Source organism: Endozoicomonas sp. OPT23 (assembly GCF_009653635.1).
Lineage (GTDB): Bacteria > Pseudomonadota > Gammaproteobacteria > Pseudomonadales > Endozoicomonadaceae > Endozoicomonas_A.
On sequence record NZ_PPFD01000006.1, the window covers coordinates 223,032 to 237,698 of the forward strand.

General features: G+C 42.2%; 13 protein-coding genes and 1 pseudogene. 1 reads left to right on the top strand and 13 read right to left on the bottom strand.

What is annotated here, in order from left to right; genetic code table 11:
- Positions 1-33 precede the first annotated feature (33 nt).
- The 8 genes and pseudogenes from pseH to wecB all read right to left on the bottom strand — a co-directional run.
- A complete protein-coding gene (pseH, locus tag EOPP23_RS14945; protein WP_153766805.1) occupies positions 34-594 on the bottom strand; it encodes a UDP-4-amino-4,6-dideoxy-N-acetyl-beta-L-altrosamine N-acetyltransferase in 561 nt (186 codons plus the stop codon).
- 37 nt (positions 595-631) lie between these two features.
- Positions 632-1,747 (bottom strand): UDP-2,4-diacetamido-2,4,6-trideoxy-beta-L-altropyranose hydrolase, encoded by a 1,116-nt coding sequence (gene pseG, locus EOPP23_RS14950; protein WP_153766806.1) that lies wholly within the window; start codon positions 1,745-1,747, stop codon positions 632-634.
- Between the two features lie 7 nt (positions 1,748-1,754).
- Positions 1,755-3,782: an aminotransferase class III-fold pyridoxal phosphate-dependent enzyme gene (locus EOPP23_RS14955; protein WP_153766807.1), complete on the bottom strand. Its 2,028-nt coding sequence runs from the start codon at positions 3,780-3,782 to the stop codon at positions 1,755-1,757.
- Complete coding sequence (locus EOPP23_RS14960) at positions 3,779-4,645, bottom strand: aldo/keto reductase (protein WP_153766808.1); 867 nt, start codon at positions 4,643-4,645, stop codon at positions 3,779-3,781. The genes EOPP23_RS14955 and EOPP23_RS14960 overlap by 4 nt, the downstream gene beginning before the upstream one ends.
- Positions 4,642-5,790 (bottom strand): UDP-4-amino-4,6-dideoxy-N-acetyl-beta-L-altrosamine transaminase, encoded by a 1,149-nt coding sequence (gene pseC, locus EOPP23_RS14965; protein ID WP_153766809.1) that lies wholly within the window; start codon positions 5,788-5,790, stop codon positions 4,642-4,644. Before pseC ends, EOPP23_RS14960 begins: the two co-directional genes overlap by 4 nt.
- The gene (gene pseB / locus EOPP23_RS14970; RefSeq protein ID WP_153766810.1) at positions 5,787-6,788 is read right to left on the bottom strand and encodes a UDP-N-acetylglucosamine 4,6-dehydratase (inverting); all 1,002 of its coding nucleotides are present in this window, start codon (positions 6,786-6,788) and stop codon (positions 5,787-5,789) included. Before pseB ends, pseC begins: the two co-directional genes overlap by 4 nt.
- 4 nt (positions 6,789-6,792) lie before the next feature.
- Positions 6,793-8,049 carry a lipopolysaccharide biosynthesis protein gene (locus tag EOPP23_RS14975; protein ID WP_194842623.1) on the bottom strand — a complete coding sequence of 419 codons (1,257 nt, stop codon included), beginning with the start codon at positions 8,047-8,049 and terminating at the stop codon, positions 6,793-6,795.
- A 470-nt stretch (positions 8,050-8,519) separates the two neighbouring features.
- Positions 8,520-9,110, bottom strand: a pseudogene (gene wecB / locus EOPP23_RS14980) (non-hydrolyzing UDP-N-acetylglucosamine 2-epimerase); the annotation flags it as partial.
- Between the two features lie 60 nt (positions 9,111-9,170).
- Between wecB and EOPP23_RS21650 the strand changes: the two are divergent.
- Positions 9,171-9,293, top strand: coding sequence for a hypothetical protein (locus tag EOPP23_RS21650; protein ID WP_255471701.1), 123 nt, complete (start codon positions 9,171-9,173; stop codon positions 9,291-9,293).
- Positions 9,294-9,298: 5 nt separating this feature from the next.
- On the opposite strand, the gene EOPP23_RS14985 is transcribed toward EOPP23_RS21650, so the two are convergent.
- The 5 genes from EOPP23_RS14985 to EOPP23_RS15005 form a co-directional block, all read right to left on the bottom strand.
- A complete protein-coding gene (locus EOPP23_RS14985; RefSeq protein WP_194842624.1) occupies positions 9,299-9,583 on the bottom strand; it encodes a VPA1269 family protein in 285 nt (94 codons plus the stop codon).
- 127 nt (positions 9,584-9,710) lie between these two features.
- On the bottom strand, positions 9,711-9,914 hold the full coding sequence (locus tag EOPP23_RS14990) for a sugar phosphate nucleotidyltransferase (protein WP_153766814.1): 204 nt from the start codon (positions 9,912-9,914) through the stop codon (positions 9,711-9,713).
- Positions 9,915-10,300: 386 nt separating this feature from the next.
- Positions 10,301-12,499, bottom strand: a complete 2,199-nt coding sequence (locus EOPP23_RS14995) for a polysaccharide biosynthesis tyrosine autokinase (protein WP_153766815.1) — start codon at positions 12,497-12,499, stop codon at positions 10,301-10,303.
- A 33-nt stretch (positions 12,500-12,532) separates the two neighbouring features.
- Positions 12,533-13,102, bottom strand: a complete 570-nt coding sequence (locus tag EOPP23_RS15000) for a polysaccharide biosynthesis/export family protein (RefSeq protein ID WP_153766816.1) — start codon at positions 13,100-13,102, stop codon at positions 12,533-12,535.
- A gap of 235 nt (positions 13,103-13,337) precedes the next feature.
- Complete coding sequence (locus EOPP23_RS15005; RefSeq protein WP_153766817.1) at positions 13,338-14,531, bottom strand: outer membrane beta-barrel protein; 1,194 nt, start codon at positions 14,529-14,531, stop codon at positions 13,338-13,340.
- Positions 14,532-14,667 lie beyond the last annotated feature (136 nt).

A 14,667-nucleotide genomic window follows, 5' to 3' on the forward strand; every position in this document is an offset into this window, starting at 1 on the left:
AATTAAAGTTAATTATTATGTGGGATATAAAAGTCACTCTTTAGGAATTTTAAACAGTTTTTCTAATCTACTCCTAACAGCACTCTTTTGTTCTGCCCACTCACTTTCTAATAAACCCAATCTATGTACATCAGTGAATATTCCGTCCACAAGGTGTTGCTGACGAAAAACCCCTTCTTCAACGAATCCAAATTTCTTATGTAGTTTAATTACAGCAGCATTAAAGCTCAAAACTTCACAAAATATTTTATTAAGTTTAAGGGTATTGAAAGCATATTCAAGCGCCTGAAATTCCATCTTACTTCCAGTACCTCTTGGACTACCCGGTGCAGCATAAAAAGCCCAGGAAGTACACCTATTCAGTCTATCTATTCCCGTAAAACCAATTATTCCATAGGGTTGACCATTAGACTCAAACATAAAATACTGACTTTTGTTGTTTTGTTTAGTGCTCTCCCACCATTTTAAGTGCTCAGCCAAAGTTATTACATGATTCGTATACATATTCTGGCGTACGGATGGAGCATTTCTCCACGCAAGCATTAGTTCAACTTCGTCAGGCTGTATTTCTCTTATTGTTCCGAAAGATACCATTGTATGAAACTCGATAAGATAGTTTAAGAAAAGAGTATTAAAAGCTATTATTATTTTCGCTATTCATCGCTAATTCCATAATATTAGTGACAGCTCGACAGCCTTTACCATCAGTAAGATCCATCGATCTATCCTGCATTTCAATCCAGAGAGCATAGTTACGCATAGTCTTGAATATCTGAGCTTGATATGCTTCTGTAAAATCAACTCCAACATCAAATGTACCAAGACAAGTATGCACTCTCATAGCATCTAAATCATTGGCAAGTTGTAATTGATTATCCGCTACTGTCACAACAATTCCTGGCAATCCAACAGCACAACGCTCCCATGTAGTAGACCCTACAGCACCAACAAATAACTGGACTTCCTGCATAAGCTTGCTCATATAGTCAATGGCAAAGTGGTAGCGTAATTTCTCATGCTGAAGACATAGATATTTAATCTTTTCTGCATGAGGATTTGAAGCACCAACTACCACATGGACCATGCCCAATGACTGGATAATTGGCAGTATGGCTTCAATTGCATGCTGAGTTGCATTGACCTGATCAGCACCACCAAAAAAGAGTAATACCTCTGGGTTTGTATCTCGCCACTGTGCTTTCTTTGCCGTTGAAAATTCTTCTCTGAGCAAGCTGTAATTAGGTCCTAACAGGCAGAGACAGTCTTTATTCACTTTTTCACGGTAGCGTGATCCCATATTCTGATAGTAATTTTGATCAAGAAGAAGATCGCTACAATGCTGTCGGTTTGCCAGATCATCAATGACCATTAATTTATGACAATGGGGGCGAACTCGCTTTTCCCAGTTTTGATCTAACCCGTAGTGATCCACTATTAGCCAGTCTGCCATCAAAAAACTAGGACATCGCTTTATAGCTAAGAGCGTATCTTTTGCATCTTCTGCCTGACTGATATCAGATGATTCTGTATCATAATTAAAACTTTCTAACCGAGCAGGCTGAGCTAAAAACTTAAGATTGAAATTCCCTTTTCTAATCTGCTCTGAAAGGCACCCCTCGCGCTCTCGGCAGATAAAAAGAACTTCAGCGCTGAGATATTTTTTCAACGCATTAGCTAGCGTCAAGCATCGCATGACGTGGCCAGTACCTATTTCTGTTGACGCATCAACTCGTATAACAACTTTCATTTCTATACTAATTTAGACGCTTAAAGCTACTGTGACACACAGGGCCCTTGAGCAAGCTCTGCACATCTCGACCATCCTCACACTCTTTAATCAGTGCAAAAACAGGGTCAAGCTCTGTAAAATATTGTTCAATAATTGCAGGTGTGTGCTCTATACAGGCATAGATGCTGTTCCCTGCAAGATATCCTTTTTCTAGCATTTTCTGAGTAATCAGAGTTTTATACATCAACGCATCTGGGCTATCAAATACAAAACCTGTCAACGCTGGAATGCCAAACAATGTGATGTCAATTTCATGCTTTCCGGCAAGTTGTAGCCATCGATTCTGAACATCTTTGCCTATAGCAGTAATCTTCTCCCAGGATTTTTCCCTACCCATAACTTCAAGTGTTTTCAGAGCAGCACTTGGCCCTACACGTTCAGTCCAAAAAGTACTGCTTATGAAGCTACTTTGCGCCGCTTCCATGATTTCACGACGACCAATGGTTGCGGTAATAGCATAACCATTGCCTAGTGTTTTACCAAATACCGCGAGATCTGGCTCTACTCCGTAGTGATGATGTAAGCCTCCAAAAGTCTGCCGAAAGCCAGAAGAGCATTCATCAAAAATTAATACAATTCCATTATCGGTGGCTAGCTGACGTACTTTCTGTAGGAAGTTATCTTGTGGATCTTCATTCCTCTGCACTTCCATTTTGATTACACCTATATCGTGTTGATTAACCAACTCTAATAGTGTTTCGAAGTCATTGTAATTAAATGGGAGAACGGTTCCTTTCAAATTTTCAGGAACACCTCTAGGCTCAAGACCAGGCAAAAGATGACCTGCCAATGTTTCCTGATCTCCAAGATTGGCAGAGAGGTACCAGTCATGCCAGCCATGATAACCACAAACCGCAACTTTGTCCTTTCCTGTTGCGGCCCTGGCAATTCGGATAGCAATAGCATTAGCTTCACCACCAGAACGAGCGAAGCGCACCATATCAGCCCAAGGATGCAATTCAATCAATTTTTCAGCAAGGTATACCTCTTCGGGGCAATTTAGCGTGGTCATATTGCCATCTGTCACCACCCTATGAACAGCTTCGTCTACTTCAGGGTGACCATACCCTAAGGTATTGGTACCAACACCCATAACAGACATGTCAATATACTCTTTTCCATCCAGATCCCAGACTTTACAACCTTTAGCTTTACTAAAATACGCTGGCCATTGGTCAGGTAAAAACATTTCTGCTCTCTTTGAGAGCAACATATTGCCACCTGGAATTATTTTCTTAGCTCGCTTCCAAAGCTTTTGTCCACTGTTCAAAATGGCACCTTCATTTCTTACTAGTTGCTGATTATCGGAGAAAAGCTGAGGTTGAGAACGTTGAAGTCTCAAAACCTGTAGCCAACTGAAATGAATATCAGGAGAAAAATATGAAAACACATTCTTTATAACATCAAAATCTTGCTGCTCATCAACTGTCCAACGCAAATCTGACAAATTCTCACTATTTTTCAAGGTTATTTGTCGAAACTTATTTTGTTTTCGTAAATAAGGTGTTACGTGCTCTTTATCAAAAGAGCTATTTGTCTCTTTTGCGGCTCTCTCAAGAGCAGTAAAATGAAAAACTTCAATATCAAGGCCGTCTGGAAAAGAAGGCTCTGCACTATTACTGAGATAATCTACATTCGATTCATTAAAATATTCTATAGCATGATCAACTAAATCTGGATCAACTAAAGGGCAGTCACCAGTTATCCTAACAACAATATCTGCTTTTACTTCTTTCCCAACTTGAATGAAACGATCAAGTACATCACTTTCACTGCCGAGAAAAACTTTAAAGCCTAGATTGGACACATGCTCAGCTAATGGTTTGTTTTCAGAGCCAACGCCTGTTGCCAAAACAATTTGATTAACCTTTTTAGCTTTAGACAAACGTTTTAGAAGCAACTCTATCATAGGCACACCTCCAATAGTCTTCATAACCTTATTTGGAAGACGCTTAGAGCCCATTCGGGCTTGTACTATGGCAACAATATTCATAACTGATTCCAGCGAGAAGGATCAAGTAAAATTGGGTCAGTGGTACCTAAAGCAGATGGAATTTTTGGCAGCACTCCTTTTGCAGCAGAAATAATTTCTTGTAATTGTTGGCTACTATCAACACCAACAATAACCTGTGTAATCTCAGGTTGAGCTAGAACATACCTTAAACAGGCCTCAACAGGTGATAATCGATTTTTTTGTACAAAATCATCCCAATCTGAAAACAACTCTTTCCAATCTGAAAATATATCTGGCCTTTGTTCTGAATCCATCAAAAGAAGACCTTGTAAGAAAACAGAGCGTATATGAATTTCAATTCCATTTTGATGTAACTTTTTTAACCACCCACTTTCAATCAGCCTTAAATCTAGAATATTGAAAGGAGCTTGAACGATGTCAAAATTCATGACTGAAAGCAATGCATCCAGTTCACTTGGTTGATATATAGAAATACCTATCTTTGACACTCGACCTAAATCTTTCTGTCTTTGCAGCGCTTGGTAGTATTCAGTTCCGTAGCTATCTAGTAGCTGATTTGGACGGTGTAATAATAAGCCATGAACCATCGGCTTCTGAAGTCTGGTAAGTGATGCTGTGACTTGGTCGTCAACCCACTGAGAAATATTCTTACAATTATCAGGGACTGCAGGGAGTTTGCTAATTATATCCCAGCCATCAACGCCTAACTCTCCTAAAACGGCCTCACTGTTTCCATAAGCAATTGCTGTATCAAGCGTTTGTATACTATTTTCAGCAGCAAGATGAAGGATGTTTTTGACTTCTAGTTGGCTAACCTGCCCTTTGGAATTAGCAACACCATACTTAAGACCGAACTGAGCTGTGCCAAGAGCTAACTTCATAACATTAGCCCCTCTTTAATCTTAGCTACTACATAATTTTGGTCATTTTCAGTTAAATTTGGGTACATTGGAAGAGAAATTGCCCGACTGTAATAGTATTCCGAACCAGGAAAATCACCTATTTTGAAACCCAAAGACCGATAGTAGGGCTGTGTATGTACAGGAATATAATGTACATTTACACCAATGCCTGATTCTCTCAATAAGTTAAACAATCCAAGTCTCTTTTTTGCATCTACCTGAATAACATATAAGTGCAAGCCTGAATAGCTGCTTGTACTGCGTACAGGCATTGTAAGGTCAAGATTTTTCAATAAATCATCGTAGCGATCAGCAATTTGATGCCTTTTAGCTACAAAGGCATCAAGCCGGTGCATTTGAGAAACTCCCAACGCTGCCTGAAGCTCAGTCATCCTGTAATTAAAACCCAGTTCAACCTGCTGGTAGTACCATGGACCATCTGGTTCATGAGTCATCAACGATGGTTCTCGAGTAATGCCATGACTTCGATAAAGGGCCATTTTTTCAGCCAGATCAGACTGATTGGTAACAGCCATTCCGCCTTCAGCAGTTGTGATAATTTTGACTGGGTGAAAACTGAAAACAGTGATATCAGAATATTGGCAACTACCAATGGGTAAATCTTCATATCGACCACCTATTGCATGGGAAGCATCTTCTATAATTTTAATATCATATTCATCTGCAAGTTGCTTAATAGCCCTCATATCACAGGGCAAACCACAAAGATGAACAGGTATTAGAACCTTAGGAAGGCGATTCTCGGAAGCGGCTTGCTTTAGTTTTTCTTCCAGCTTTTGTGGGCACAGGTTGAATGTTTCTGGATTGATATCAACAAAATCAACATCAGCACCACAGTAGAGGGCACAGTTCGCGGAGGCTACAAATGTGACTGGGGTCGTCCAGACGATATCACTCGCCTCAACGCCCAACGCCAAACATGCTATGTGCAATGCTGAGGTAGCACTGTTCACAGCAAAGGCGTGCTTAACTTGGCAATACTCTGCCACCGTTTTCTCAAATGCTGGGACTCTAGGTCCCTGCGTCAGAAAGTCTGACTGCAGGGTTTCCAGCACGGCCTCAATATCCTGTTGATTAATATCTTGTTGGCCGTAAGGAATCATACATCCGCCTTCTCATGAAAATCGAGAATTTCAGAGATTGTTAGAAAATGGTTATTTGACCCAGAATTATATTCAAAACCTTGCTCAACAGGCTTCCCAGTTTCCCCTAACTTGTTCTCTGTAAAATCATTGTCACTGCTGCGAAATGTGATAGTAGGAGACAGCACAAAATGATCATCGAATTCAATAGTCAGATGGGAATCGTCAGCGGGGCACATGATTTCATGTAACTTTTCTCCCGGACGAATACCCACTATTTTCTGCTCAAGGTCCGGAGCTACTGACTTAGCAAGATCAACAATGCGGACGGAAGGAATTTTTGGCACAAAAATCTCTCCGCCTTTCATCCGATCAAAGTTTTTAAGAACAAAATCTACGCCGTCTTGTAGAGATATCCAAAAACGAGTCATGTCTTCATGAGTAATCGGAAGATGATCTGCACCTTCTTCTATCATTTTTTTGAAGAATGGCACAACAGAGCCTCGAGAACCTGCAACATTACCGTAACGTACAGCAGCAAATCTAGTCTTGTGCCCACCTGCCATATTGTTGGCCGCAACAAATAATTTATCTGAAGCCAGCTTGGTAGCACCATATAGATTGATTGGGTTAGCCGCTTTATCGGTAGACAACGCAATCACTTTCTCAACATTATTATCTAAGGCAGCATGAATTACATTTTCTGCCCCATGAATATTTGTTTTAATACATTCCATCGGATTATATTCTGAGGCTGGAACCTGTTTCATTGCTGCCGCATGAATAACATAATCAATACCTCTCATAGCTTGAGACAACCTATCTTTATCCCGCACGTCACCAATAAAGTAACGCATGCAGGGATGATTAAACTCTTGCTGCATTTCAAACTGTTTAAGCTCGTCACGAGAGAAGATAACAATTCTTTTGGGATTATAACGTTCCAGGATGGTTTTCGCATACAACTTACCAAATGAACCTGTGCCGCCTGTAATTAGGACTGACTGATTATTAAACATCAACTCATCTCACTTCTATATTTAATGTGTTTAAGAACAACCTGAAAAACAATTGTTTAAATAGTAAAAAATAAATACTCGTTATTAAAATCGAAAAAACAACTGAAGTTAGACCTTCATAATAAATGGATATTGTGTAGGTAGAAGTAAAGAAAACCAAAACACCTACAACATTAATAACGGCTAGTACTCTATCCTTACCAAATGCGTATAATGAGTAATGAGGCACCAAACTCAAAGCTACAATCCCAGATGAAGCTAACATAATCCAGAAAAACTGAATTTGATTTGTGTAACTACTTTTATCCAGAATACTAAGCACCGGATTAATCATTACAGCAGCAGCTATTCCAATCAATACACCAATCCCAATAATGGCATTTTGCATACCCTTTCTTAGAATCAGGAACTGCGTAATATCGCCCCTTCTGTAAGCTTCTACCATTTTTGCATATCGAAAAGAAATCACAGCAGCATCAATAAATGATGTGTAAGCACTACAGACGGCCATATAAAATGTATAGACCCCTACCATCGCAACACCTGAAAGATAATTAACGATGTATCTATCAGCGGTGTAAATCCCTCTTAAACACAATGTGCCAATTAGAAACAACCCTGCAACACTGAGACCTTTTTTTATCCACGACCAATCAACACTCGTACCTTTTATATCCTTCCAAGACAAATCCTTAAGTGCCACGATGCCAATCATTGCAGCAGCAACACTACCTACAATCCATGTTGATAGTGTTACTATAAGATTGTCTTCATATACTTTAAAATAGATTAGCCCTATAGCAATATAGCACCATAATCCTGAACGTAAAAAAAGAACAACCGAGGCTGTAAGCACACGCCCTGCAGCAATAAGAATTCTATTCAACTCTTGAGCAATATGTTCTGAAATCAATAAGAGATAAAAGGGAATCAAATATTTTAATGATAGTATTTCAGTAATAAAAACAATTGAAACGAAAGGCAAAACTACTAAATACACTAACACATGAAAAACTGCTTGATTTCTCAGTATCTCTGGCCACTTCCCCCTATCAACAGATAACATTTCTCGAGTAGAGTAGGTGTAATAATCCACACCTAGAAAATATAGCAAATATCCTATAGTTACTGAAATTAATCCATACACACCGACATCTTCCGGCTCGGCATACTTAGCAAGAAAGAAAAGCAATGCAAACTTACTGATTAGTGTTGCACCTCTAAGCCCTACATTTAGTAATACTTCCAATCTGTTGTTCATACTTATCTTAGGCGCTCAGGCTATTCAGATTAGCTAAAAAATACATATAAGTACTCTAATAGAATGGTAATACTTATATCTATTCTGTAGTCATACGCTTACGGGATAGTTGCAGACACTCAGTGAGGGTTGGCTATACTCTATATAATCATCAACCGCTTAATTCGGCTAAAAAACCAAAACTCTAGCTGTCTCAAGAGCTGAACCTAATCTACTAAAATGACGAACTGTTATACGCTGGAGATGCATTATGAACGAGCATCGACGTATTGATTTATGAATTCAAACAACTGTCTGATTATTACTGTGAATCAGGTAGCAGAAGGGGTTGGATAGTTCGGATAATTTAGGGACTGCTTTTTTGAACTGAAAATCGAAAAATCAGAATCAGTTCGGGTTATTCAAACATTAAGCTGCATGACCGAAACCTATTTTCGGGCTCTCAAGTTGTGTTCTGGTTCGGGTATCTTTAGGGACAATACATCAGCTCTTAGCTCTTCATTCTGTTCCAGTTTTTCGTTTACTTCTAATAAAGCATCTATCACCGTATTACCTGTTACGATGATTCGCTCATCAGGCACACTTTCCGCTAACAGATTGTTCCTGGCTTTTTCAGTGGGGGCGAAATGCCACTGAGCTAATGAACCTGTCAGCTTACGATTAGCTTCTTCCGGCCAGGGAGAATAAATATCACCTGTTCTCAAACCAGCTTCCACGTGGCCCACAGGGATTTGCTGATAAAACGACGCCAGTGTGGTGGCCATCGTAGTGGTGGTATCGCCATGCACCAGCACAATATCCGGCTTTGCTTCATGGAGCACAGATTCCATTCCCTTAAGAATGTTACTGGTGATCTCAGTCAGGGTTTGACCAGGCTGCATTATATTCAGGTCATAGTCCGGTTCGATGTCGAACAATTCAAGAACCTGATCGAGCATTTCCCTGTGCTGGGCGGTTACGCAGACTTTGGCATCAATCTCGGAGTGTTTATAAAGCTGTTGAACAAGCGGAGCCATTTTAATGGCTTCAGGGCGGGTTCCGAATACTGCGAGTACTTTCATTTTGTGGAATTATGACCGTTAAATGAGATTATCGAAAATTGAAAAATAGGTAGAAAGGCTGTGAAGCGGAAACAACGTGGTTTTCTTTTTGGCCTCGCTGGTTCCTACTGGATACTCAGTGACCAACCTCAACTGTTCACCGTTGCTGTGCGTCTCTCCTGTCCGGCACAGCTGATTCTCTAGCTCTTTCAACAGCTGATACCAGAACCCTTCTCCGGAATACTGAATGATAGGCTGGGCCCCTCCTCTTCCGTCTTTCCGGTTGGGTTACGAAACAAAAAGCAACGCTGCCCCATATTGCGTAATTCACTGACGCTTTTTTTACTGCCTGTGTGCCTTCTCTCCAGTGTCGTGCAATCAACGGGGTTTTCAATGGGGTTGTATCGTTCCTGGCAGTTTCTTAACCGATTCAGCCAATACAAAACGTCCTCATTCTGCCAGGGTAAGGTGTAACCACGCTCCCCACGGCTCATAGCAAGCATTAACCACGGTATAACAATTTATAAGTTATACATTTATAGCTATGAACAAGGGGTTCGGAAAAGACTAAAAAAGCCTATAAAAAGCAGTCACAAGAGGCTTTTAATATAATTTCTTGTCCTAGGAATAACGGGCATTCTCTTTAGGGACAATACATCGGTGTTCTTCGTTGGCAATCACCAAAGGTGCATTTATTGCACTGATGCCTTCCAGTCGCTGCAAAGTGTTTTGCAACATACTGTGTTCATTAACCAGAGGCAGAAACTGCTTTGGATACAATGCATGGGACTGAGGCCATAGGCGACTGCCAGTGCCGCCAGACATGATGACGGGTGTTATTTTCTAGAGAATTGAATACGATTCGAGAGGACAGGGAGTTACTTAAGAGCTTCTTTATAACGACAACGAAAAGTATATCTAGAGAAAACATTTCTTGGCACGCTACCGCCCGCCAAGATTGAACGCATATACCGGGACAGCGTAGAGAACAGTGATAATACGGCGAAACATACTTGTAAGAGAGCCGCTGCTGTCATTTTTAGCGCTCAGAATTATACATGCCACAAATACAAAACGCAGTAATTGTGACTTATTTCTCACATGTTTTTAATTAGCATATTTACTAATATATCAATAACTTACATACTTCAAAAAAATAAAGGCGGCCAATGCCACCTTTACTGCTCTAATGAGCCAATTGTCATTAGTTATCAGTCCTTGGACTGATAGTAACCCTGATAGTCGTAATAGCCCTGACTATAGCCATAAGCATCCTTCTTACTCGGGTCTATCTTATTCAGAACCACACCAGTAATCGGCGCTCTGGCCTGCAGCAGACGACCCACGGTATTTTGTATGGCACCCAACTGCACACGACTGGACTCCACTACATAAATAAGACCATCACTGGCACGAGAAACCGTCAGCGCATCACTCACGCTCTGAACCGGCGGGCAATCAATCACGACATAGTCATAGCTTTGCTTAAGCTGCTCCACCACTTCTGCAAACTTACTGGTCGACAACAGCTCCTGAGGATTAGGCGGCACCTGCCCACAAGGAATGACTTCAATACCGTCTGCAGGGTGAATGCACTCTTCAATGGTTGCCGTACCTGCGAGCAGGTTAGCCATACCCACTGAGCCGCCCTTTACTCCATAGTTTTTACCCACTACAGGGCGACGAAGGTCACAGTCAATCAGCAGGGTTTTACCCAATTGCCCTAACGCCAGCCCAAGATTGGAAGCCGTGGACGACTTACCCTCACCCGGCACGGTAGACGTAACCGCAAAGACACGATGTTCTTTATCCATGGCGGTAAGGTTGATACTGGTTCGAATGGTACGAACCGCTTCACCAAAACCGTGCATATCTTTATTAAGGAAGAGCCTGTGCGCCTGGTCTTTTTTAAGTTCTTTAGCGGATAACAAAGGCAACACACCCAACACCGGCAGGTTCAGCTTTTCTTCAATGTCCCGAGTGCTACGAATCGTGTTATTGAGCATTTCCAGCAAGAAGGCGATACCACAGGAAACCAATAAACCCAGCAAACCCGCAATAGCAATAATCAGCTTTTTCTTCGGTTTAACAGGAGCCTTGGGGGTAAATGCCTGATCAACCACTCGTGCATTTGCTGTCTGCAAGTCACTCGTGGCACTGGTTTCCTGAATACGCTTGAAGAAGGCATCGTACAGGTCTTTATTGGTGCGTACCTCACGCTCAAGGGCACGCAAACGGAACTGCTTGCGATTGATGTCCTGCACCTGATTCTTAACTTTAGCAACCGCTTCAGTCAGGCTACGCTCGTTACTTTTATCAACCTCAAAGTCACGCTCGACACCATCGATGATTGCACGCACCTGATCTTTTATATTCAGTTGAATACTTTCCAGCTCGCTGCGTGCCGAGATCATCTTAGGGTGCTTGGGGCCGTAACGACGGGAAAGGTCTTTCACCAGTCGCTGAATCTTGGACTCTTCCGATTTCAGGCTTTGCACTGAAGGGTGGTCCAGCACGGCCTGCATCGACTCATACCCCTTACCCTTTTTGAACTGACCACTTTTAATCTGTTGATTAATGCTTTTAGACACCGCCAGCTTGCGACGCACCTGCACCAGGTTTTCAGTCAGGGCTTTCAGTTCATTACTGGAAATAGTCAGGACACCTTGCAAATCAACCAACTCTTCCTGCTCACGGTAAGCCTGGAGGCTTGCTTCAGCTATTTTCAGTTTTTCAGACAGTTCTGTCAGCCTGCCCTGCATCCAGTCGGTGGCATTCAGTGTCAACGACAGTTTGGCTTCCATATAGCTTTCGATATAGGCATTGGCCACTTCATTGGCAATACGGGCAGCCAGTTTTGCATCCTGTGATTGCGCATTAATCTTTACAATCTGAGTTTTCTTAACTGGCTGAATGCTGATGCTTTTTTCGAGCGTATTAATGGTATCGCGCAATACACGAGCATCATCTTCTTCAACGACAGGCACTTCAAGGCCAAACCAGCTGCGCCAGTTCAAAGCATCGGCGTACCAGGCTTTCTCACGAAGTTCTGCGTTAAATTCAGGCTTACTGGTTAAGTCCAGTTTATTAACCACTTTTTCAAGCACACTGCGGGACTTAAGCACTTCAAACTGGGTATTCAGGTAGCTATCGCCACCACCCTCAAGGCCATAAATCTCTTCAATAGAAACAACCTTGGCCTGCTCCTGCTCAATTTGCAGTACCGTTGTCGCCTGATAAATGGGCGTTAACGAGAAAACAACCAGCGTTGCAATCAGGGTGACGGCGAAGGTAAAGCCGATGATCGCCCACTTATGGGAAGTCAGAACATGGAAGATCTCTCGCAGAGAGATCACATCATCGTCCTGAGGAGCCTGTCGAACAGGCTGTTGTGTAGAATCGGTAGACATAGAATATGTTAACTTATACAGCCGGATCGTTGATCAGAAGAAACTTTCTTTGATATTAATAATGTCGCCAGGCAATACCTTCTCACCCAACTTCATTTTTCTTTCCTTGAGCCTGCCCTTTACTTCACGGGTCACTACAACGTTTTCTTTTGACGCACGTTGAGTAAAACCACCGGCCAGAGCAATCGCTTTTTCCAATGTCAGCCCGGGTTCAAACGAGAAACCGCCCGGAGACTTCACTTCACCACTGACAAAGAATTTGCGGTATTCCTTGATGGCAACACTGACCTTGGGATCAACAAAATAATCACCCTTCAGCTTACGAATCAGATAATTCTGAAGCTCACCTACGGTCATGCCTTTTACACGAATTTCACCCAGGAACGGGTATGAAATAGTACCGGCATCAGTCAGACGTGTCTCGACCGACATATCGTCTTCACCAAACACGGAAACCGAGATCAAATCGCCAGAGTTAAGACGATACTTTGAAACACTGCCGACATCAGCCTGAGCGACGCCTGACAATGCAGCACTAGACAAGAACGCAGTAACAAGAAGGAGAATCGCTGAGAGCTCCAGCCTTTCCCTGATAGAAAACATCGACAGACTACTCCCGGAGCAGTGTCTGCTATCCAAGACGGCTACTCACTTATGGAAAATTTAACAATAGCTCTATGAACACTCTCATTCAGTGTATTCATATAAAAAATGCAGCTCTACTGAACTGCATTTTTTGCACCCTGAAGCAGGTACTTAAACGCAAAACCGGGGCATTATACCCCAGTTTTGATGTCTTCCAACTATTTGAAATTGATTTAAATAGTTATGAAAGAAATTACAGCGCCAGTTCAGCGGTCAGCATGTAGGCGTTACGTTTGAAGTCTTTAGCCTTAGTATCAGCGTCCGCACCAGAAGCCAGCTTTTCATCACGCTTACCATTGGTGTAAGAGAGTGAAACAGTTACGTTACGTTTCACATTCCAATCAGCAGACAGGGTCAGGTCATTCAAAGTACGTTTTTTCTCAACTTTGCCTGCCTTTTCAACATCTTCTTTCGTCAGAGTATAAGAAACATTGGTGGTAATCTTGGAGGTAGCTTTGTACATCCAGCTCAATGTAGTTGCTGTACTCTTGGTGAATGCAGCTGATGTAGGGTCATCAGATTCCAGGCCATAGTCGCGGTTAGCAGACAGCTGGAATACGGAACGATCAACAGGCATATAACTTACGCCCACTTCCCAACCGTTAAAGCTTTCTTTATCAATACCGGAAGCAGTACGCTCACGACGAGCCAGTTTGGCAAAGCCAGTCGTTTTAGCAGTCGCTTCCCAGTTCAAACCCAGCAGGTAGGAGAAAACATCGTAATCAGCACTGTCTTGCTCGGTATAGCTTAACTGACGATCTTTTACTTCAAAAACCAGATCGGTTTTTGGCATGAAGCGATAGAATGCTGTAGCACCGTAGGACTTAATTCTACGATCCTGACCTTCACCTCTGTTGTAATCCTGCTTGTCGTAATCACCAAACAGGTCAATACGCATTTTCGCTTCTGTAGAACCGAAGCCGTAAGTCAGGCCTGCAGTCGTCTTTTTATATTCAGGAGCGGAAGGGTCAACTTCTTCGTTAACTCGTGAGTTTTCATCATGACCAATAGCGTAACCCAGATCCAGATCCAGACGGTTACGGCTGTTGAATTCCTGATGAGCAGCAAAGTCAGCGTTTACATCAGTAAAGTTATGCTTGCTGTCCTGAGAGAACTTTTTACTCAGGGCACCCAGAGTCAGAGCGTATTCGTTCAGACCTTTTTGAGCCTTAAACTCTGAAGAGGCACCCAGTGCATAAACAGTAGAGCTTTCAGCGCTCTTGTCGTCCTTGTACAGGTTGTCGTCATAACCTACCTGCAGCTTTGCGGCTGGAGTTACTTCAAGAGCACCCCACTGAACGTGACCTGCGTCTTCTACTGCAGCCACAGCGGCCGCTCCATATCCAGCCATGGCAATGGCCAGACTCAGCTTACTGATTTTGTTCATGAATTGTCGTTTCGTTGTGTTTAGTGTCTGCAGAATGCAAGGATACTCCACTGTAGCCTTACTGTTCCAATAGTTGTTATATATCTAGTGTCGTAAGAATCCTAACACAGATACATCAAATCTGGCATTGTATTAT

Coding starts and splice junctions, on each gene's coding strand:
- EOPP23_RS14955 (WP_153766807.1), bottom strand. CDS start 3,782: ATGAATATTGTTGCCATAGTACAAGCCCGAATGGGCTCTAAGCGTCTT.
- pseC (WP_153766809.1), bottom strand. CDS start 5,790: ATGATTCCTTACGGCCAACAAGATATTAATCAACAGGATATTGAGGCC.
- EOPP23_RS14990 (WP_153766814.1), bottom strand. CDS start 9,914: ATGTCTGGCGGCACTGGCAGTCGCCTATGGCCTCAGTCCCATGCATTG.
- pseG (WP_153766806.1), bottom strand. CDS start 1,747: ATGAAAGTTGTTATACGAGTTGATGCGTCAACAGAAATAGGTACTGGC.
- pseH (WP_153766805.1), bottom strand. CDS start 594: ATGGTATCTTTCGGAACAATAAGAGAAATACAGCCTGACGAAGTTGAA.
- pseB (WP_153766810.1), bottom strand. CDS start 6,788: ATGTTTAATAATCAGTCAGTCCTAATTACAGGCGGCACAGGTTCATTT.
- EOPP23_RS15005 (WP_153766817.1), bottom strand. CDS start 14,531: ATGAACAAAATCAGTAAGCTGAGTCTGGCCATTGCCATGGCTGGATAT.
- EOPP23_RS14985 (WP_194842624.1), bottom strand. CDS start 9,583: ATGAGCCGTGGGGAGCGTGGTTACACCTTACCCTGGCAGAATGAGGAC.
- EOPP23_RS14975 (WP_194842623.1), bottom strand. CDS start 8,049: ATGAACAACAGATTGGAAGTATTACTAAATGTAGGGCTTAGAGGTGCA.
- EOPP23_RS14995 (WP_153766815.1), bottom strand. CDS start 12,499: ATGTCTACCGATTCTACACAACAGCCTGTTCGACAGGCTCCTCAGGAC.
- EOPP23_RS15000 (WP_153766816.1), bottom strand. CDS start 13,102: ATGTTTTCTATCAGGGAAAGGCTGGAGCTCTCAGCGATTCTCCTTCTT.
- EOPP23_RS14960 (WP_153766808.1), bottom strand. CDS start 4,645: ATGAAGTTAGCTCTTGGCACAGCTCAGTTCGGTCTTAAGTATGGTGTT.